This window comes from Gemmiger formicilis, assembly GCF_018784445.1.
Classification (GTDB): Bacteria; Bacillota; Clostridia; order Oscillospirales; family Ruminococcaceae; genus Gemmiger.
On record NZ_WQOH01000045.1, the window covers coordinates 98630 to 118092 of the forward strand.

A 19463-nucleotide genomic window follows, 5' to 3' on the forward strand; every position below is an offset into this window, starting at 1 on the left:
TGCCCTGTAGGGGCCGGGCATGCCCGGCCCGCGGCTTTACGGCAAAAATGCTGTGATGGAAAGGCTGAGGGCGGGACATGTCCCGCCCCTACAATAGCAACGAGAGGGAGAACAGAACTATGCAGAAAAACATCACTCTGATCTACGGCGACTGTTCCAGCCCGGAGATCGTGACCCAGGCGGTGCGCGTACTGGATAAAATTGCAGAAAAGCACGGCCATACGTTTACGTATACCCGCGCCTACATGGGCGGTGAGGCCATTGATAAATTCGGCGACCCGCTGCCCGCTGCGGAACTGGAAAAGTGCAAGAACGCCGACAGCGTCCTGCTGGGGGCCATCGGCGGCCCCAAGTGGGAGGGCCTGCCCGGCGACCAGCGCCCTGAGAAGGGCCTGCTGCGCCTGCGTTCCGGCATGGGACTGTACGCCAACAACCGCCCGGCCAAGATCTGGCCCCAGTTGGCGGATGCCTCCCCGCTGAAAAAGTCCATTGTGGACAAGGGCATTGACTTTATCGTCGTGCGTGAGCTGATTGGCGGCGTCTACTTTGGCGAGCATAAGACGATTGAGGAAAACGGCGAGAAGGTCGCCATCGACGTGATGCCCTACGCCGAACATGAAATTGAGCGCATCGGCCGCATCGGCTTTGAGACGGCCATGAAGCGCCGCAAAAAGCTGACCTGCGTGGACAAGGCGAACGTGCTGGACACCAGCCGCCTGTGGCGCGCCGTCATGCATCGTCTGCAGGCCGAGTACCCCGAGGTCGAGTACAGTGAAATGTTTGTGGACAACTGCGCTATGCAGATCTGCAAGAATCCTGCCCAGTTTGACGTCATCGTCACCGAAAATATGTTCGGCGATATCCTCTCTGACGAAGCCAGCGAAGTGACCGGTTCCATCGGCATGGTGCCGTCCTCCTCGCTGGGCGAGGGCACCTGCGGCCTGTATGAGCCGATCCACGGCTCTGCGCCCGATATTGCCGGGCAGGACGTCGTCAACCCGATTGCCTGCATCCTCTCCGCGGCTATGATGCTGCGGTACAGCTTTGATATGCCGACGGAGGCCGATGAGATCGAGGCGGCTGTCAACGCCGTCCTCGACGAGGACTACCGCACCGCCGACATGATGGCTGACGGCTGCACCAGGGTAGGCTGCACCGAGATGGGCAACAAGATTTTGGCACATATTTAAAAAAGATATTGTAGGGGCCGGGTATGCCCGGCCCGCGCGCGAAGGGTGGACGGCCGTCTGCCAGAAAGCCGCGGGCCGCACATGTGCGGCCCCTACAACACAAAATTCCCCCAACGGCTGTGATGCCGTTGGGGGCACTTTTTATTTCTCCATCACATCCCGCCAGGGCCGTTTTTCGGCAAGCTCGTTGCGGCGGTGGTTGCGCCAGATAAGCAGCGTTGCCAGTGCCGCGCCGAACAGGATGACTGCCGCAAGGTTGGGCAGGCCCACCGCGGGCAGCAGCGGCGTGACCCATTTGTCAACGAGCCAAAACTCCACGAACCACAAAAGCATCATGGCGGCTGTAATGGCACCGTACCGCACACCTTTTTCGGTGGAGGCCGCCCACTCGGCGGGGACAACGCGCTGCAGCAGCCACGCACTGGGCATCATAATGGCAATGCAGAGCACAAGCCAGACCGCGTCATAATAGCAGTCCCACGGGCGGCCCATCACCGTATAGGTCGCGGCGGAGGCCAACGCAAACGAGCACAGCCACACAAGGCTGTCTGCCATGTAATCCGCAAACTTCGGCTTGGGCATGCTTGCCAGCAGATTCCGTTTAAAAACATCTACGTCCCCGATGACCGACGGCAGATAGTCGCGCTGGGCCTCGGCCTGTGCCGCCATGGCAATCAGATCTTTGCGCACCAGTTCGACCTCATATCCGATGCCGCGTGTGTTGTCCACCACGCTGATGATTTCCGTGATGGTGTCGCGGTCATACTCGGCCAGTGTCGAGAAAATCAGGTCATTTTCCTTTTTCAGTTCGCGGTACTCGTTGCGGATGGTTTTCACGGTTCAGCCCTCCTTGTCGTGCAAAATGCGGTTCACAGTGTCGCTGGCCTCCTGCCAGGCGGCCGCAAATTCGGAAAGATACTGCACCCCATCGGGGGTCAGGCGGTAGTATTTGCGGCTCGGGCCGCCGGAGCCAGCGCGGTACTCCGCTGCAATCAGCCCCTTGCGCTCCAGCCGCAGCAGCAGGGGATAGAGTGTGCCCTCGGTTACGGCGGAAAAGCCGCTGTCCCGCAGGGTAGCGGCGATGGCGTAGCCATAGGTTGGCTCCCGGGATATGATCTGCAAAATGCAGCCTTCCAGCGTGCCCTTGCGCAGCTGTGCCTGGTCGAACACGATACCACCTCCTGACTACCTTGCAATGCAATGTTCTGTACCTATATTGTAATGCAAAGTAGTGGCGTTGTCAAGCATAATTGCAGGGGCCGGGTATGCCCGGCCCGCTCGTGTAAGGTGGAGCGTAGGGGGATGCTTGCATCCGACCGTGGGGCGTCGCAGGCGCCGCCCCCTACAACAAAAACGGCAACCCCCTTCCCACGGGGGCTGCCGCCCTTACTTATTTCCTCTTATACCAGCAATTTGCCAGCTTGTCAAACGCGGTCTGCACGGGCTGCCAGTTCAGCAGGGCCAGCGTGGCACAGGCCAGCAGGGTAAACCAGAGCACCACCACTGCCAGCGGCTTGCCGCGCATTAAGTCGTAGAACTTGAACTCGATCAGTGCCGCCAGAATCGGCATATGTAAAAGGTAAATCGCCAGCGTGTGCCGCCCCAGCCCTTCCAGCCGGTGGCGGCTGCTGAACACCACCGCCAGTGCAGCTGTGGTCAGGATGCCCGCTAGGTAGAACACAACGCGGTAGCCCACTGTGTCGCCGCCCGCATAACTCACATCATGGAACAGCTGTGGGCTGTTGTCCAAAATCGGGTCAGCCAGCAGCACGCGCAGGAAATACGCGCCATACCCCACCAACAGCGCAGCCAGGGCCGCCCGCCGCAGGCTGCACTTTTCCGCCGCTGCGGCAGCCAAGGCATCCAGTTGGGGGCGGAACAGCACTCCAAAAGCGTAGAACGGATAGAACGCTACCACGCGTACCAGCGTGAACGGCCACTCCACCAGGCCGCCCGCCAACGCCAGCCCCACGGCCAGCGCCAGCCCCAGGCAGGCCCCGGGCAGCCGCCAGCGGTCCCGCAGCCAGCACAAAACCGGTAGCGTCAGGTGCCAGAACACCAGCGCGTACAGGTACCACATATGCCGCCAGGGCAGCAGCAGCGCGGCCAGGGCGCCGCCGCTCTCGGCAAAATTTTCCCGCAGCACTGCCGCGCGGAACACAAACATGATGACCTGCCCCACCAGATACAGCCACAGCTGCTGCGTGACCAGCTTGCGCGGATTGAACCGCGCCACCAGCCCGCTGCAGGTGCAGAACAGCGCCATGTGAAACGCATAGATACAGAAAAATGACGCACTGACGAAGGAATATCCCATGCGGTACTGTTCCATAAAATGGCCGAACACCACCAGCAGGATACCCAGGCCCTTCAGCTCGTCAATATAATCGCGGCGCTGGGTCATTTGCTCTCCCAGGGGGAGCGGATGATCTCGCCGGAGTCCACCTTGGCGAACTCGGCAACCTCTGCCCCGGCCTTGACGATGCCGCCCGGTGCCACGTGTACGCCGCGCCCCAGTTGGGCGTTGTGGTCCACGATGGCCCCGGCGTTCACGATGCAGCCCACGCCCAGGTGCGCGTCTGCACCCACGTAGGCCTGCGGCAGGATGATGCAGCCCGGCTCCAGCACGGCGCTGGGGCTGACAGACGCGGCATCACTGATAAAGACTGGCGTCGCGTACCCGGCAGCGGCCAGCTTTTGCAGCAACTCCACCCGCAGGGCATTGTCACCCAGCGCCACAAAGGCGGGGCGGCCGCGTTTCAAAATCGCGGGGTCAACGTAGTCCCGCAGGCCGCCCACGGTGCCGGGGGCGTTGTCGTCCAAAAAGTCCGCGCTGCCCCAGCCTTCGTCCATCAGCCAGTCGTTCAGCTGGGTGCCAAAGCCGCCGCGGCCCAGAACCAGCGGTCGCTTTGCGTTAAAACCGATCTCGATGAATGCCATAGATCATCCCTCCTGTGTAGGTGTCTCTCCGTCGGGGGTCTCGCCCTCGGCAGGTTGCGCGTTGGGGTCCTCAAGACTGGTGCGGGGGTGTACGTCCAGCGGGTTCGCCAGTGTACCGTTCTGCAAATCGGCCAATGCCTGTGGGATACCGGGGAAGAACCGGGCAATGCCGGTGCCGCCGCAGTGCAGACCGTCGAAGAAATCCGTTTCCTGCAAGCCCTCGATACATGCGGGGTCATAGCTGCCGTACAGCGGAATATTGTTGTCGGCGCAGTACTGGCGCAGCCAGTTTTCCACCTGGAAGAAACCCTTGTGCATCTCCGGCTCGGTCAGCAGGTAACCGTACAGATAGGGATGCCACGGCGACAGCACCAAAATGACCGTGGTGCCCTGAGACTGGGCGTATTTGATGAAGGAGTCAAACGCCTGAATCTGGGTCTGGCTCATCTCGTCAAAGCCTTCCATATGTACGCTGTTGAAGCTCATGCAGGCTTCGGCAGCCAGCGTGCGGATCTGGTCTTCAGTCTGGCTGCGGAACGCTACATCGTACAAAACGCTGCCGTCAGACCGCTTGATGGTCGTGGGCTGGTTGTAGGGGTCGCCCTCCACCGGGTTAAACTCGATGGTGTTGCCTTCGTCGTCGGTGACGGTGGCCTGGCCGCGGTTCTTGAAATAATAGTCCACGTTGCCCTGGAAGTATGCCGGGTCGGCAAGGGCTTTCCACAGCTCGACCTGGTTCGGCTCTTCATAGTCGGTGGGTACGTTCAGGACTTTTGTCAAAAATTCATTGTACAAATCGGCGTCAGCACGGGCGTCAAAGGCGGCCTCGCTGCCGTAAAAGACCCAGGGATCCAGGCTCCACAATAGCACCTTTGGCGCTTTGCCGTAGGTGACCATTTTGTAGTAGCTCGTCATATTGTCGCGCACATCCGCGCCGGTGACGCCCATGTTGAAGAAGCTCTCCACGCCGGTGTTCTCGCGGTTGAACTGCAAAACGCGGCTGGAGCCAATACCGATAGCCTCGGGCGTCTCGGGCACATCCTGTGCATACAACTGTACCACCTGGCGCTCGTCCATCTGCTCGAAGTTTGTTACATCGTACCCTTGCAGCATCAAATCCACGATGCGGCGGGGGGCCAGCGCACCCTGGAACAGGCCGCTGCGGTCGACGTTATAGCTGAACGCCACCATAAACACAAGCACCGGCACCAACAGCAGGAACTTGAACCCGGTTTTCAGGCCAAAGTAGATGCGGCGGACAAGCCCCTGCAAAAACCAGAGGAAGGGGTTGCGCTTTTTCTTGCGGCGGCGCTTTTTGGCCGGGGCGCGACTGGGGGCACCGCGCTGGATTTTGACCGGCGGTGCGGGGATCGGGGTAGGGGACTTGGGCATAACATACACCGCCTTTCCTTAGTATTGCTGGTAGATGAACGCCGACTGACCGAACGCGGCGAAGAACAAAATCGCCGCAGCCGCGCCGTAGTAGAGCGTCCAGCGCAGCGGCCAGACCTGCTGGCGAATCCATTTGGCGACGCTGCGGCCGCCGTGCTCTGCCGCAAAAACGACAAAGCAGCCGAACAGCAGCACCACCGGCAGACGGCCATCAATGCCGCTGCTGTAAATCAGGTTAGACACCTGTGCCCAGGAGCCAGACAGGCCATCCCAGCCCTGCAGGAGCGAACCGTAGACGGCGAAGGGGTCGGCATTATAGATGGCCGATGCAAAGAACACCAGCGTCAGGCAAAACAGCCCGTCCGTGACAATCGTCTGCCACAGTGCCTTGAACCAGCCCATGCGGTAGAGCGGATTCCAGCGATTGATGCGGCGGCGCAGTTTGGCCGTCATGACGCCGAAGGCCGCCAGAATGCCGGTGAACAGGCCCCAGGCCAGGTAGCGCCAGTCCGCGCCGTGCCACAGGCCGGAGCAGACAAACACGATGACGATGTTTAAGTAGTGCCGCCATGGTGCGCACCGGCTGCCGCCTAGGCTGAAGTAGACGTAATCCCGGAACCAGCTGGTCATCGAGATATGCCACCGCCGCCAGAAATCGTTGAAGGTGCGGGCCTCAAAGGGGGACTGGAAGTTTTCAATCAGGTCGTACCCCAGGATACGCGCCGCGCCCAGGGCGATATCACAGCAGCCGGAGAAATCCATGTACAGCTGCACGGCGAACAGCACGGTGGCGGCAACGAGATTCGGGCCGCTTATGCCGGAAACATCACCGTAGACCAGCGAGACATACTGGCTCAGGTTGTCGGCGATGACCATTTTTTTTGTGTAGCCCCACAGCATACGGAATGCGCCGCCTGCGCAGCGGCCATAGCTGAACCGGCGGCTCTTTTGAATCTGCGGCCGCATCTGGGGGTAACGCTCGATGGGGCCGTTGATGAGCGTGGGGAAGAAGCTGACGAACAGCGCATAGTGCAGCGGGTTCGTTTCGACCCGGCAGCGGCGCTTGAACACATCGATGGTGTAGCTCATGGCCGCAAAGGTGAAGTAGCTGAGGCCCAGGGGGGCCAGCAGATTCTCCCGGTGGGAGAGGAAGCTGCCGCCCAGAGAATCCGCCAGCAGGTTCCAGTATTTGTAGTAAATCAAAATACCGATACCGAACCCTACCGAGACCAGTAGGGCCAGCACACGCACGGCCTTGTTTTTGACCTTGCCGATGATAAGCCCGCACAGCCAGGTAACGACCGTAGCAGCGGCAATGACCCAGACCAGCGGGCGGTTGACCGGGTCATAGCAGAAGAAGCCATAGCTGGCGATCAACAGAAAATACGGCCGTAGCACGCGGGGCAGGGCATAGTTGATGAGCGCCACCGCCGCAAAAAAGGCAAGAAACAACAGCGAGGTGATCGCCATTGACTGATCCTCGCACAAAAAGGCGAGGATTTGCTCCCAGGTTATTGTCATGATTCCTCTCTCCGTTTCGCCGCAGGGTTATTTCTTCAAGGTATCTTCCAGGTCGCGGACACGCTTTTCCAGAATCGCGTTCGCCTGGGTCAGCCGCTTGCACTTGTCGGCCAGCTGGCTGATGGCAATGCTCAAGGACAGCAGTACCACCAGTACAAAGCAGAACATCAGCAAAAATACCAGGTTGACCGGCATTTCAATGTCCAGCAGGTCCCGCAGAACATACACCACATAGGGAAACGCCGCGGCAATTACCAGCCCCACGGCCAGCAGCAGCCACAGCAGGCTGTACTTTACGCTCATCAGCCCGCGCTTTAAAAGGGCAAAGATGATGAGCAGCAGCACCACTGCGCCCAGAATCATAAACAGCTGCAAGTGTGCGGTCATGCGCAGCCCCCTTTCTCCTTGCGGATGGACAGTCGGTCAATGATGAGCGCCAGCGTGACTTTGATCATGTAGTAGGCACTCTTGAAGCTGTGGATGCTGGACACGCCGCCCTGTCGCTCCCGCATGATGACCGGGGCCTCGCCCACATGGTAGCCCGCCAGGCTGGCAGCCAGAATGGCTTCCGGCTCGGGGTAATCGGCAGCGTAATGCCGGGAGAAAAACGCGGTCATGCCGGCGTTGGTGGCGCGGAACCCGCTGGTCACATCCAGTACCCGCTTGCCGCACAGCAGATAGATCATCCCACTCAGCCAGCGGATGCCGACCCGGCGCATAAAGCTGGTCTGGAATCCTTCCTTTTTAATAAAACGGCTGCCGATGCACATATCGCATTCGCCGTTCAGCACCGGCTGCACAATCTCCATCAGGTAGGCGGGGTCGTGCTGGCCGTCGCCGTCCATCTGCACGGCAACATCATAGCCATGATGTACGGCATACAGGTAGCCGCACTGCACATTGCCGCCTATCCCTAAGTTGACCGGCAGGTCGAGGAAGGGATAGTGGTGCTCTTTCAAAATTTCCGCACTGCGGTCGGTGGAGCAGTCGTTGACCACAAGATAGTCCACCTCCGGGCAGACCGCCCGCAGATTTTCCACCGTGTTGACGATGTTGTCTTCCTCATTATAGCAGGGGATAATGACAAGAATTTTTTTATCCAAAATGGGTGTACCTCTCAATTTTGGGTGTGTTGCGTTTTTGTGGGATAGAGGCGGTAACGGCAAGGCTGCGGGCCGCACATGTGCGGCCTCTACAACTCTGCCTGACGGCTTGTAGGGGGCGGCGTCCTCGACGCCCCGCGGAGGGGTCAAAACCCCTCCCTACAAAGCTACTCGAAAATGGGCTGCGAGGGCTTCCTTATTTTCCTTCCACCGTAAATTCCTCCAACCGCTTCAGCAGCTCGGCCCGGCGGTAGTGCGCGGCGTAATACGCGTAGGCTTTCTGCCCCAGCGCCGCCCGCTCGTCGTTACTCATGCGGTACAGCGCCAGCATATTATCCGCCAGCGCCCTGCGGTCACAGGCCGGGCTGACCAGCCCGCCGCCGCTCTCTTTTACTGCCGCATACCCTGCGCCGTTCATTGAGGCCAGCACCGGCTTGGCGGCGGCCATATAGCTAGCCAGCTTGCCGGGCACGGTCAGCCCCAGATCGGGCGAGTCGGACAGGGAAATCAGCAGCGCGTCCGCCAGCGCCGTGAACTTCGGCACATCGGTGGCAGGCACGCTGCCGTAGAATGTCACGGCGTCCTCGGCGCGCAAATCAGCCACCTGCTTTTGCAGGGCCTCGCGGCTCATGCCGTCGCCCACCAGCAGCAGGTGCAGTGCTTCCGCCCCGGCGGCGCGGGCGTCCAGCACGGCGTTAATGACCATGTCCAGGCTCTGCGCAGGGGTGAAGGTGCCGGTAAATACCAGGTTGAACCGCCCGGCAAACCGTTCTTCCAGCGCCGGATCAGGCTGCGGCACGGCGTAGAAATCCTCGCAGTACTGCGGGATGATCGCCACTTCCGCCGCCGTTTTCCCGGTGCGGGCGCACAGCCGTTTTTGCAGCGGCTCGCTCATGGCAATCAGCCGGTTGCACCGCTTGTACAGGCCGTCGCTGACCGCCTGGGCCACAAAACGCATAAACTTGTTCTTGACCGGAAGCACACTGTACAGATTTTCCGGCCACAAGTCCAGCACATAATTTATAAACGGAACACCGTGCTTTTTCGCGTATTTGATGGCGGGCCAGCACATCAGCACCGGGCTGGTGTTGAAGCAGAAAACCGCGTCATACCCGCCGGGCAGGCGTTTCAGCGCCCCTGCCGCATACAGCGGCCAGCTGACGTAGTTCAAAAAAATCGTCTTGCCGGTGTTGCCCTTGCGCGGTATCTCCCGCGCCCGGAACACCCGCGCACCCTTGTACACTTCCTCAAAAGGGCCGTCGGCGCTGTATCCGTCGAACCATTCGCCTTTGGGATAGTTGGGCAGACCGCACAGCACGTCCACGGAGAGGCCGTCCTGCACAAAGCCCTCGACAATATCATTGATGCGGAAATTTTCCGGCCAGAAATGCTGGGTCACTACCAGTATGCGCATAGGTATCGTGTTCCTGTCGTTTTAGTATTTGCGCCACACCATCTTGTTTACAACGCCGGTGTAGCTCTGGATGATCTTTACCACCTTGTCCGAGACATTCTCGTCGGTGTAGTCGGGCACAGGCGTACCTAAATCACCGTTGCGGTTCATCTCGACGGCCACGTCAACAGCTTGCAGCAGGTGGTCGCCGTCGATGCCCGCGAGAATAAAGTCCGCCTTGTCCAGCGCCTCGGGCCGCTCGGTGGAGGTGCGGATGCAGACCGCGGGGAAGGGGTGCCCGACGCTGGTGAAGAAGCTGGATTCCTCGGGCAGCGTGCCGCTGTCGCTAACGACGCAGAAGGCGTTCATCTGCAAACAGTTGTAATCGTGGAAGCCCAGCGGTTCATGCTGAATGACCCGCTTGTCCAGCTGGAACCCGCTCTGCTCCAGTCGCTTGCGGCTGCGCGGATGGCAGGAGTAGAGAATCGGCATATCGTACTTTTCGGCCATCTTGTTGATGGCGGTGAACAGCGAGGTAAAGTTTTTCTCGGTGTCGATATTTTCCTCGCGGTGGGCGGAAAGCAGGATGTACTTGCCTTTCTCAAGCCCCAGACGCGCGTGAATGTCCGACGCCTCGATTTTCTCGAGATTCTGGTGCAGCACCTCAGCCATGGGGGAACCGGTCACATAGGTGCGCTCCTTCGGCAGGCCGGTGTCGGCCAGATAGCGGCGGGCGTGCTCGGAGTAAGCCATGTTCACGTCGGAGATGATATCCACGATGCGGCGGTTCGTTTCTTCGGGCAGGCACTCGTCCTTGCAGCGGTTGCCGGCTTCCATGTGGAAAATGGGAATGTGCAGCCGCTTGGCACCGATGACAGACAGGCAGCTGTTGGTATCGCCCAGCACCAGCACGGCGTCGGGCCGGATGGCGGCCATCAGCTTGTAGCTCTCGGCAATGATGTTGCCCATCGTCTCGCCCAGATCCGCGCCCACGGCGTCCATGTAGACCTCGGGATCGGCCAGCTCCAGGTCATGGAAGAACACACCGTTCAAATTGTAGTCGTAGTTCTGCCCGGTGTGGGCCAGGATGACGTCAAAATATTTGCGCGTCTTGTTGATGACGGCGGCCAGCCGGATAATTTCCGGCCGCGTGCCGACGATAATCAGCAATTTCAGCTTGCCGTTATTTTTAAAAGAAACATTGCTGTAATCAGCCATAGGTTCCTCCCTTAGTATTGTTGAATGCTGCCACACATGGCATTGCAGGGGCCGATGCCTGCATCAGTCCGGGGGTTCGGGGACGCCGCGCCCTGCAACGCGGTGTCACACCTTCTCAAAAAACGTATCCGGTCTCTGTGCGTCAAACGGTTCGTTCGCCCACATCAGCGTGACGAGGTTTTCCGTCTTGCTCAAGTTGATGATATTATGGGTGTACCCGGGCAGCATATGGATGGCCTGGGGCTTGTCGCCGGTCACTTCAAATTCCAGCACGTCCTCACTGCCGACGCGGCGCTCCTGAATCAGCCCATGCCCCGCCACCACAATGAAAAATTCCCACTTGGTATTGTGCCAGTGCTGGCCCTTCGTGATGCCGGGCTTGGAAATATTCACGCTGAATTGCCCGCAGCTCTCGGTTTTCAGCAGCTCGGTAAAGCTGCCGCGGGTGTCCTCGTTTTTCTTCAAATCGAAAATGACTTTCTCTTTCGGCAGATAGGAAAGATAGGTCGAGTACAGCTTCTTTGCAAAACTGCCCGCCGGGATTTCCGGCACCACCAGCGTTGCAGGCTGTGCCTTGAACTTTTCCAGCAAGTCTACAATCTCGCCCAACGTAACCTTGTGCGTCACAGGCGCGGCACAGTAGCGGCCCCCTGCACAAAAAACAGGCGTCAGGCCGTCGTAATTGCAGTGGTGGGGATGGCCTTCCAGTGCATCGAGCATTTCCTCGACCAAATCGTCAATGTACAAAAGCTCCAGTTCGGTGGCGCGGTCGTTCACCGTGATGGGCAGGTCGTTTGCCACGTTATTGCAGAACGTCGCCACGGCGCTGTTGTAGTTGGGGCGGCACCATTTGCCGAACAAATTCGGGAAGCGGTAGACATACACCGCCGCGCCGGTCTGCTTGGCATAATCGAAGAACAGTTCCTCGCCCGCCAGCTTGCTTTTGCCGTAATCGCTGCCCGCATAGCGGCCAAGCAAAGTTGCCTGTATCGAACTCGAAAGCATGACCGGGCAGGTGTTGCCGTGAGATTTGAGCGTGTCCAGCAGGGTGGAAGCAAAGCCAAAGTTGCCCTGCATGAACTCATCGTTGTCCTTCGGGCGGTTGACGCCCGCCAGGTTGAACACAAAGTCGGCTTCTGCACAAAAGCGGTCCAGCTCTGCGGGCGGCGTGTCAAGGTCGTACTCAAACACTTCCTCAATCGTCAGCGCCGGGCGGGTGCGATTTTTGCCGTCGCGGATGTTCTTCAAATTTTCGCAGAGGTTGCGGCCCACAAAGCCTTTTGCCCCTGTTACAAGGATTTTCATGCCTTTTTCTCGGCCTCCATCTCTTTCAGGGCGTTCTGCACGTACTCGGTGGTCAAAATCTTCTTCACGGTGCCCTCCACGTCCAGGCGGTTCGTGTTGTGGCTCGTGTAGGAGTCGTCGGCCATCGTGTGGACCTCGCCCTTCACGACGAACTTATCGTAGTTCAGGTCGCGGTTGTCGGCGGCGACGCGGTAGTAGCCGCCCATATCCTCGCTGCGCAGCCGCTCCTCGCGGGTCATCAGCGTCTCAAACAGCTTCTCGCCGTGGCGGGTGCCGATGATGTTCGTGCCGGTGTCGCCGAACAGCTGCTGCACGGCCTTGGCCAGGTCGCCGATGGTGGAAGCGTCGCTCTTCTGAATGAACAGGTCGCCCGGGTTCGCGTGCTCGAACGCGAACATGACCAGGTCAACGGCCTCGTCCAGGTTCATCAAAAAGCGGGTCATGTTGGGGTCGGTGATGGTGATGGGGTTGCCTGCCTTGATCTGGTCGATGAACAGCGGAATCACGCTGCCGCGGCTGCACATGACGTTGCCGTAGCGGGTGCAGCAGATGGTCGTTCCGCCGCGCTCGGCCGCCACGCGGGCGTTGGCAAAGATGACGTGCTCCATCATGGCCTTGGAAATGCCCATGGCGTTGATGGGGTAGGCGGCTTTGTCGGTGGACAGGCAGACGACACGCTCAACGCCCGCGTCAATGGCGGCGTGCAGCACATTGTCGGTGCCGATGATGTTCGTCTGCACAGCCTGCATCGGGAAGAACTCGCAGCTGGGCACCTGTTTCAGCGCCGCTGCGTGGAAAATGTAGTTGACGCCGGGCATGGCGTCCCGGATGGACTGCGGGTTGCGCACATCGCCGATGTAGAACTTGACCTTGCCCGCGTACTCAGGGTACTGGGCCTGCAGCTCGTGGCGCATATCGTCCTGCTTCTTCTCGTCGCGGGAGAAAATGCGGATTTCGCCGATATCGGTGGAGAGAAAATGCTTGAGCACGGTATGGCCGAAGCTGCCGGTGCCGCCGGTGATGAGCAGGGTCTTATCCTTAAAAATGCTGTTTGCCATGATGGCCTCCTTATATTTGACTGCGCACAGGGCGCAGTTTGCCTTTATAATCCTATTTATTCTAGCACAAAAATCGCGTCTTGAAAAGGCCGCAGGGTTGGAAAATGCTGCTTTTTGTGGTATAATGACAAAGAAATCGCTATTAAATGCTTTTTTGAAGGAGGACACGCCCATGCGCGCCTATGAACGTCTATTAAAATATGTAAAGGTCCACACGACCTCCGACCCCAACAGCGGCACCCACCCCAGCACGCTGCGCCAGTTTGACCTGGCCAAAATCCTCGTCGAGGAGCTGAAAGAACTGGGCCTGACCGATGCCCATGTGGACGAGCACTGCTATGTCTACGCCACGCTGCCCGCCACCCCGGGGCAGGAGAACGCCAAGCCCCTGGGCTTTATTGCCCACATGGATACGGCGGACGACGCCAGCGGTGAGAATGTCCAGCCGCAGATCCACGAGAATTACGACGGTGAGGCCGTCGTCCTGCCCGCCACCGGCACGGTGCTGGACCCAGAGGTTTTCCCCTTCCTGCGCACGATGAAGGGCCAGACCCTCATCACCACCGACGGCTCCACGCTGCTGGGTGCGGACGATAAGGCCGGCGTGGCCGAGATCATGACCGCACTGGAGCGCATCATTGCCGAAAACCGTCCCCACGGCAAGCTCTGCATCGGCTTCACCCCCGATGAGGAGATCGGCGAGGGCGCGAGCCTCTTCGACGTGCCCGGCTTCGGCGCGGCCTACGCCTACACCGTTGATGGCGAGGACGTCGGCGAGATCAGCTATGAGAACTTCAACGCCGCCGCCGCGGTCGTGACCGTCCACGGTTTCAGCGTTCACCCCGGCAGTGCCAAAGACACGATGATCAACGCCCAGAATGTGGCGATGGAGTTCCACGCCGCATTGCCGGCCTTCTCCCGCCCCGAGCACACCGAGGGCAGGGAAGGCTTTTTCCACCTGACGAGCATGCAGGGTGACGTGACCACAGCGCATCTGGGCTACATCGTGCGCGACCACGATGCCGCCAAGTTTGCCGCCCGCAAAGCCCAGATGCAGCACATCGCCGACTGCCTGAACGGCCGTTACGGCGCGGGCACGGTGGAGTTGGACATCAAGGACAGCTATTACAATATGCTGGAGAAGATTCAGCCCCACTTCCACCTGGTGGAGAATGCCCGCAAGGCCATCCGTGCGACGGGGCTGGAACCCATCGAAAGCCCGGTGCGCGGCGGCACTGACGGCGCGACCCTGAGCTATATGGGCCTGCCCTGCCCGAACCTCGGCACAGGCGGCTTCAACTTCCACGGCCCGTGTGAGTGCATCACAGCCGAAAAGATGGACCAGGGCGTGGAAATTCTGCTGAACCTGGTCGATCTGTATAAGTAAAACCTAAGGCAACACCGCACAATTCCCGCCTGACGGCTTAAGCACCGCTCCGGCGGCTGCCGCACCTCGCTCACCGTATCGGCACTTAGAATTATGCGGTATTGCCCTAACCCCGGCGCAATCTCGTACATTTTGTACAAAACTGCGCCGGGGCATTTTTGTCCAAATCGCCTATGACATTTTTTGACGAAAAGGCGTATACTTGTATAGGAAAGAAATCATTTCATGAGAGAAAAAGGAGTATGCGTCATGTTTAAAGCAGGGGATACGGTCAGCTATGGCACCAGCGGCGTCTGCACGATTGCCGAGCAAAAGCGTGTCACGCTGGGCGGCCAGCCCCACGATTGTTTTATCTTAAAACCGGTCTACGATGCCAGTATGAAAATCTGTGTGCCCTGCGACAGTGCACCGCTTTTGGAGCGAATGCGCCCATTGCCCACCCGGGACGACCTGCTGGCCCTGCTGCGGGAACCGTTGCCCGACCACGACCCGGACCCCGACGCCCGCAAGCTGGCCTACCGCGAGGCACTGAAAAGCGGCAATCTGCACGCGCTGGTGCGCATGGTGCGGGATATCCGCACCGAACAAGCCCTGCGCCGCGCCAAGGGAAAGCAGCTTTCCGCCTATGAGGACAGCGCCCTGCGCGACGCCCAGAACGTCCTGCACAGTGAGTTCGCCTATGTCATGGGCATAGAACCAAACGAAGTGCCGGAGTTCATTGCAAAAGAATTAGGGGAATAAAAAACAGCCCGCGCTTCGATTTGAAGCGCGGGCTGCGTTTTATGGTAGGGTAGGGAGGGGGATTGCCCCCTGCGTGGCGTTGAGGCCGCCGTCCCCTACAAACCGTAAGGCAGAGGTGTAGGGGCCGCACATGTGCGGCCCGCAGCCTAACGGGAAACGACTGTCTGCCTTACACGGCCGGGCCGGCATGCCCGGCCACTGCATAGCAAGTTTACTTCATCTTTCCAACATACACCAAATACGAGTACAAATAAATCCACGCACTGCCGCCTAAAACAGCAACCAGCAGCACAGCCAGCGTTGCAATGTCGCCCAACAGTCCGCCAAAGAAAGCAAGCACCAGAAGCACAATGCCCATTACAATAAAGGTATACCCGCCCATGCGCTGGGTGCGCTGCCAGTTGTGCGCGTCGTTCAGCGCCCAGGGCGTGCGGCAGCCGAAGGTGTAGTTCTGCTTGACCTGCGGCATAAAGTTCCCCATAATGATGAACAACACGCCGATGCCGCCGCAGACCAGAATGCTGACGAGGTTGCTGCTGTCCGGCAGCTTGCCGAACACAGCCAATTCACTCAGCCAGCTGAACATAGCCATCATCACGGTGAACAGCACCACAAACAGGTTCCATACCTTGCCGAACTTCTCAAAATTCTGGTGCTTGGGGTCGATTTTGCGGATGACCTCAAACAAAATCAACATCGCAAACGGCAGCGCGGCCAAAATCAAAACCGTGGATTTCGGCCCCCAGCCGTTGACCTGCCCGCTGGCTCTCCAGTGGGTGGGCACAATGTCCGGCAGGGAGGGGTAGAAGTACAGGTGCGCGGCAAAATTCAGCACGCAGATTACGGTTAAAATCCAGAACAGCTTATTCTTTTTCATTGCTATCGTCTCCCTTTACAAGGCCGCAGTCATAAAACCACTTCATCAATTCCTGAAATACGGTCAGATTCACACTGTACACAATGTTCTGGCCGCGGCGCTCATCGGTAATAAGCCCTGCGCTTTTTAAAATGTTCAGATGGTGGCTGACGGACGGCTTTGTCATATCAAAATGTACGGCGATCTCCCCGGCAGTCAGATCGCCCTGTGCCAGCAGTTCTAAAATGCGCCGCCGCGTCGGGTCGGCCAGCGCTTTAAAAACGTCTCCCAAATATGTCGGCTCCTTTCTTGCAGACAATTAGATAAACGTCTAACTGTCTGCGCCCCCACTATACACCTTGCGGCTGCCTTTGTCAATAGACATTTAGAAAAATATCTAACTATCGCTGCCCTCCTACTGTTCATCCAGCTTTTTCCATTGATTTTCTCTGCAACTTCACAATTTGTTTGCAATTTTCCTATTGACATGGTGGGCGAATGTGCTACAATATTAGCAGTCGAACGGATAGAGTGCCAAAGAAAATAAAACACGCAGAATTTGCGAAAGCAAACTCGTAAGCCGAAAAAAACTTAACACTTAATAAGTTAGACTGCCAATACAATGCGCTATCTGCAACTAAGGAGGTACGCACTATGAACATCGAACAAATGACACAAAAGACCCGCGAGGCTTTGCAGGCTGCACAGCGCATCGCGGTGGAATATTCTAACAATGCGGTCGAGCAGGAACACCTGCTGGCGGCGCTGGCCCAGCAGCAGGACGGCCTGATCCCCCAGATGCTGCAAACCCTTGGCGTAGACGCAAATGCCTTTGCTAATGCGGCTTTGCAGAAAGTAGAGGCCCTGCCCCGCGTGACCGGCTCCGGCCGCGACCCGGAGAAAATCTATATCTCCGGCGACCTGGACCGTGCCCTCAACGCTGCGGAGCAGCAAGCCAAGCAGATGAAGGATGAATATATCAGCGTTGAACACGTTTTCCTCGGCATTTTGCAGCGCCCGGGCAAGGATGCCAGCGAAATTTTCAAGACTTTTGGCATCACGACTGAGAAATTTATGCAGACGCTCAGCACGGTGCGTGGCAATCAGCGGGTAACGAGTGATAACCCGGAGGATACCTACAACGCGCTGAAAAAGTACGGCCAGGATCTTGTGGAGATGGCTCGCGCCAACAAACTGGACCCGGTCATCGGCCGTGACAGCGAGATCCGCAACGTCATCCGCATCCTGAGCCGTAAGCGCAAGAACAACCCCGTCCTCATCGGTGAGGCTGGTGTCGGTAAGACTGCCATTGCCGAGGGCCTTGCCCAGCGTATCGTGCGCGGCGATGTGCCCGAAAACCTGAAAGACCGCACCGTGTTCAGCCTGGACATGGGCGCACTGGTCGCGGGTGCAAAATACCGCGGCGAGTTTGAGGAACGCTTGAAGAGCGTTCTGAACGAGGTCAAGAAGTCCGAGGGCAAGATCATCCTCTTCATCGATGAACTGCACACCATCGTCGGCGCAGGCAAGACCGACGGCGCGATGGACGCGGGCAACCTGCTCAAACCTATGCTGGCCCGCGGCGAGCTGCACTGCATCGGTGCAACCACGCTGGACGAGTACCGCGAGTATATCGAGAAAGACCCCGCGTTGGAACGTCGTTTCCAGCCGGTCATGGTCAACGAGCCGACCGTCGAGGACACCATCTCGATCCTGCGTGGTCTGAAGGAGCGCTACGAGGTCTACCACGGCGTCAAAATTCAGGACGCCGCGCTGATTGCCGCTGCGACCTTGTCTGACCGCTATATCACCGACCGTTTCCTGCCCGATAAGGCCATTGACCTGGTGGATGAAGCCTGCGCCATGGTCAAGACCGAGTTGGACTCTATGCCCGCTGAACTGGATGAGATGAACCATCGTATCACCCAGCTGCAAATCGAGGAAGCCTCTTTAAAGAAGGAAACCGACGAACTGTCTAAGCAGCGCCTGGCCGCTCTGGAAAAGGAAATGGCCGAGCTGCGCGACAGCTTCAACAGCAAAAAAGCCCAGTGGGAGAACGAGAAGAACGCCGTCAATAAGGTGCAGAGCCTGCGCGCCGAGGTGGAGTCCACCAAGGCCGAAATCGAGAAGGCCACCCGCACCGGTGATTACGCCAAGGCCGGCGAGCTGCAGTACGGCAAGCTGCCTACCCTGCAAAAACAGCTGGAAGAGGAAGAAAAAATCGCCGAGGAGAGGAAGGAGTCGAGCCTGCTGCGTGACCGTGTGACGGACGACGAGATCGCCCGCATCGTGGCCCGCTGGACCGGTATCCCGGTGTCGAAACTCGTCGAAGGCGAGCGCGAGAAGCTGTTGCGCCTGCCGGACACGCTGCATCAGCGGGTCATCGGTCAGGACGAGGCTGTGCAGAAGGTTTCCGACGCTATCCTGCGTTCCCGCGCGGGTATCGCCAACCCGAACCGCCCCATCGGCAGCTTCCTGTTCCTCGGCCCCACGGGCGTCGGCAAGACCGAACTTGCCAAGGCGCTGGCCCAGGCTCTGTTTGACGATGAGAAGAACATGGTCCGTATCGACATGACCGAGTACATGGAGAAATTCAGCGTCTCGCGCCTGATTGGTGCGCCTCCGGGATACGTCGGCTATGAGGAGGGCGGCCAACTGACCGAGGCCGTGCGCCGCCATCCGTACAGCGTCGTGCTGTTTGATGAGGTCGAAAAGGCCCACCCGGACGTGTTCAACATCCTGTTGCAGGTGCTGGACGACGGCCGCATCACCGACAGCCAGGGCCGCACGGTGGACTTCAAGAACACCGTCATCATCCTGACGTCGAACCTCGGCTCTGACCTGATTCTGGAAGATCTGGAAAAGAGCCGTGCCAACGGCAAAAACGAGTTGTCTGATGAGGCAAAGAGCGCCATCGACCAGTTGCTCAAGCGGCAGTTCCGCCCCGAGTTCCTGAACCGCCTTGACGATATCGTCTACTACAAGAGCCTGACGAAACAGGAAATCGGCTCCATCGTCGATTTGATGCTGGCCGACCTGCGCAAGCGCCTGGCCGACAAGCAGCTGAATCTGGTCGTCACCGACGCGGCCAAGGATGCCATCATCGACGGCGGCTATGACCCGATTTACGGCGCCCGCCCCTTGAAGCGGTACATCCAGGCTCACGTCGAAACGATGATCGCAAAGGAGATCATCGGCGGCGCCCACGCGGCAGGGGACACCCTGACCGTGGATGCGGATGCCAATGGGCAGCTGATTTTGCGATAAGACCCGCATAAAATAACCGCTCCTGGGTGTGTGGAATCTATCCACACACCCAGGAGCGGTTTTGTTTTGTCTTGGCAGAGTTGTAGGGGCCG

18 protein-coding genes are annotated in these 19463 nt (G+C 58.9%); 4 read left to right on the forward strand and 14 right to left on the reverse strand.

Going from position 1 to position 19463, the window contains the following annotated elements; all coding sequences use genetic code 11:
* Nucleotides 1-119: 119 nt before the first annotated feature.
* Nucleotides 120-1190 carry a 3-isopropylmalate dehydrogenase gene (leuB, locus tag GPK89_RS11965; protein WP_215693434.1) on the forward strand — a complete coding sequence of 357 codons (1071 nt, stop codon included), beginning with the start codon at nucleotides 120-122 and terminating at the stop codon, nucleotides 1188-1190.
* Nucleotides 1191-1331: 141 nt separating this feature from the next.
* Here leuB and GPK89_RS11970 read toward each other — a convergent pair whose 3' ends face one another.
* The 12 genes from GPK89_RS11970 to GPK89_RS12025 form a co-directional block, all read right to left on the reverse strand.
* The gene (locus GPK89_RS11970) at nucleotides 1332-2027 is read right to left on the reverse strand and encodes a hypothetical protein (RefSeq protein WP_215693436.1); all 696 of its coding nucleotides are present in this window, start codon (nucleotides 2025-2027) and stop codon (nucleotides 1332-1334) included.
* 3 nt (nucleotides 2028-2030) lie between these two features.
* Entirely contained in the window at nucleotides 2031-2360 is a 330-nt protein-coding gene (locus GPK89_RS11975) for a PadR family transcriptional regulator (protein ID WP_215693438.1), read from the reverse strand.
* A 220-nt stretch (nucleotides 2361-2580) separates the two neighbouring features.
* A complete protein-coding gene (locus GPK89_RS11980; protein WP_215693439.1) occupies nucleotides 2581-3594 on the reverse strand; it encodes an acyltransferase family protein in 1014 nt (337 codons plus the stop codon).
* Nucleotides 3591-4130: a hypothetical protein gene (locus GPK89_RS11985; protein WP_215693440.1), complete on the reverse strand. Its 540-nt coding sequence runs from the start codon at nucleotides 4128-4130 to the stop codon at nucleotides 3591-3593. Before GPK89_RS11985 ends, GPK89_RS11980 begins: the two co-directional genes overlap by 4 nt.
* A 3-nt stretch (nucleotides 4131-4133) precedes the next feature.
* A complete protein-coding gene (locus GPK89_RS11990) occupies nucleotides 4134-5522 on the reverse strand; it encodes a hypothetical protein (protein WP_215693441.1) in 1389 nt (462 codons plus the stop codon).
* Between the two features lie 18 nt (nucleotides 5523-5540).
* Complete coding sequence (locus GPK89_RS11995; RefSeq protein WP_215693442.1) at nucleotides 5541-7043, reverse strand: MBOAT family O-acyltransferase; 1503 nt, start codon at nucleotides 7041-7043, stop codon at nucleotides 5541-5543.
* Between the two features lie 27 nt (nucleotides 7044-7070).
* Entirely contained in the window at nucleotides 7071-7430 is a 360-nt protein-coding gene (locus GPK89_RS12000; protein WP_215693443.1) for a DUF2304 domain-containing protein, read from the reverse strand.
* A complete protein-coding gene (locus GPK89_RS12005; RefSeq protein ID WP_215693444.1) occupies nucleotides 7427-8146 on the reverse strand; it encodes a glycosyltransferase family 2 protein in 720 nt (239 codons plus the stop codon). Before GPK89_RS12005 ends, GPK89_RS12000 begins: the two co-directional genes overlap by 4 nt.
* A 196-nt stretch (nucleotides 8147-8342) precedes the next feature.
* The gene (locus GPK89_RS12010) at nucleotides 8343-9560 is read right to left on the reverse strand and encodes a glycosyltransferase family 4 protein (protein WP_252261655.1); all 1218 of its coding nucleotides are present in this window, start codon (nucleotides 9558-9560) and stop codon (nucleotides 8343-8345) included.
* Between the two features lie 21 nt (nucleotides 9561-9581).
* Nucleotides 9582-10757, reverse strand: coding sequence for a non-hydrolyzing UDP-N-acetylglucosamine 2-epimerase (wecB, locus tag GPK89_RS12015; RefSeq protein WP_215693445.1), 1176 nt, complete (start codon nucleotides 10755-10757; stop codon nucleotides 9582-9584).
* A 105-nt stretch (nucleotides 10758-10862) separates the two neighbouring features.
* On the reverse strand, nucleotides 10863-12062 hold the full coding sequence (locus tag GPK89_RS12020) for a capsular polysaccharide biosynthesis protein CapF (protein ID WP_215693446.1): 1200 nt from the start codon (nucleotides 12060-12062) through the stop codon (nucleotides 10863-10865).
* Nucleotides 12059-13120: a polysaccharide biosynthesis protein gene (locus tag GPK89_RS12025; protein ID WP_252261656.1), complete on the reverse strand. Its 1062-nt coding sequence runs from the start codon at nucleotides 13118-13120 to the stop codon at nucleotides 12059-12061. The genes GPK89_RS12020 and GPK89_RS12025 overlap by 4 nt, the downstream gene beginning before the upstream one ends.
* Nucleotides 13121-13292: 172 nt before the next feature.
* On the opposite strand from GPK89_RS12025, the gene pepT reads away from it, so the two are divergent.
* Both pepT and GPK89_RS12035 read left to right on the forward strand, forming a co-directional pair.
* Nucleotides 13293-14507 carry a peptidase T gene (pepT, locus tag GPK89_RS12030; protein WP_215693449.1) on the forward strand — a complete coding sequence of 405 codons (1215 nt, stop codon included), beginning with the start codon at nucleotides 13293-13295 and terminating at the stop codon, nucleotides 14505-14507.
* 249 nt (nucleotides 14508-14756) lie between these two features.
* Nucleotides 14757-15248 carry a CarD family transcriptional regulator gene (locus tag GPK89_RS12035; RefSeq protein ID WP_215693451.1) on the forward strand — a complete coding sequence of 164 codons (492 nt, stop codon included), beginning with the start codon at nucleotides 14757-14759 and terminating at the stop codon, nucleotides 15246-15248.
* 211 nt (nucleotides 15249-15459) lie between these two features.
* Here GPK89_RS12035 and GPK89_RS12040 read toward each other — a convergent pair whose 3' ends face one another.
* Nucleotides 15460-16125: an SdpI family protein gene (locus GPK89_RS12040; RefSeq protein WP_215693453.1), complete on the reverse strand. Its 666-nt coding sequence runs from the start codon at nucleotides 16123-16125 to the stop codon at nucleotides 15460-15462.
* On the reverse strand, nucleotides 16112-16396 hold the full coding sequence (locus GPK89_RS12045; RefSeq protein ID WP_215693454.1) for an autorepressor SdpR family transcription factor: 285 nt from the start codon (nucleotides 16394-16396) through the stop codon (nucleotides 16112-16114). The genes GPK89_RS12040 and GPK89_RS12045 overlap by 14 nt, the downstream gene beginning before the upstream one ends.
* A gap of 362 nt (nucleotides 16397-16758) precedes the next feature.
* Here GPK89_RS12045 and clpB point away from each other — a divergent pair, with 362 nt between their 5' ends.
* Nucleotides 16759-19371, forward strand: coding sequence for an ATP-dependent chaperone ClpB (clpB, locus tag GPK89_RS12050; protein ID WP_215693455.1), 2613 nt, complete (start codon nucleotides 16759-16761; stop codon nucleotides 19369-19371).
* Nucleotides 19372-19463: the final 92 nt, after the last annotated feature.

Coding starts and splice junctions, on each gene's coding strand:
- leuB (WP_215693434.1), top strand. CDS start 120: ATGCAGAAAAACATCACTCTGATCTACGGCGACTGTTCCAGCCCGGAG.
- GPK89_RS11980 (WP_215693439.1), bottom strand. CDS start 3,594: ATGACCCAGCGCCGCGATTATATTGACGAGCTGAAGGGCCTGGGTATC.
- GPK89_RS11985 (WP_215693440.1), bottom strand. CDS start 4,130: ATGGCATTCATCGAGATCGGTTTTAACGCAAAGCGACCGCTGGTTCTG.
- GPK89_RS11990 (WP_215693441.1), bottom strand. CDS start 5,522: ATGCCCAAGTCCCCTACCCCGATCCCCGCACCGCCGGTCAAAATCCAG.
- GPK89_RS11995 (WP_215693442.1), bottom strand. CDS start 7,043: ATGACAATAACCTGGGAGCAAATCCTCGCCTTTTTGTGCGAGGATCAG.
- GPK89_RS12000 (WP_215693443.1), bottom strand. CDS start 7,430: ATGACCGCACACTTGCAGCTGTTTATGATTCTGGGCGCAGTGGTGCTG.
- GPK89_RS12010 (WP_252261655.1), bottom strand. CDS start 9,560: ATGCGCATACTGGTAGTGACCCAGCATTTCTGGCCGGAAAATTTCCGC.
- wecB (WP_215693445.1), bottom strand. CDS start 10,757: ATGGCTGATTACAGCAATGTTTCTTTTAAAAATAACGGCAAGCTGAAA.
- GPK89_RS12020 (WP_215693446.1), bottom strand. CDS start 12,062: ATGAAAATCCTTGTAACAGGGGCAAAAGGCTTTGTGGGCCGCAACCTC.
- GPK89_RS12025 (WP_252261656.1), bottom strand. CDS start 13,120: ATGGCAAACAGCATTTTTAAGGATAAGACCCTGCTCATCACCGGCGGC.
- pepT (WP_215693449.1), top strand. CDS start 13,293: ATGCGCGCCTATGAACGTCTATTAAAATATGTAAAGGTCCACACGACC.
- GPK89_RS12035 (WP_215693451.1), top strand. CDS start 14,757: ATGTTTAAAGCAGGGGATACGGTCAGCTATGGCACCAGCGGCGTCTGC.
- GPK89_RS12040 (WP_215693453.1), bottom strand. CDS start 16,125: ATGAAAAAGAATAAGCTGTTCTGGATTTTAACCGTAATCTGCGTGCTG.
- clpB (WP_215693455.1), top strand. CDS start 16,759: ATGAACATCGAACAAATGACACAAAAGACCCGCGAGGCTTTGCAGGCT.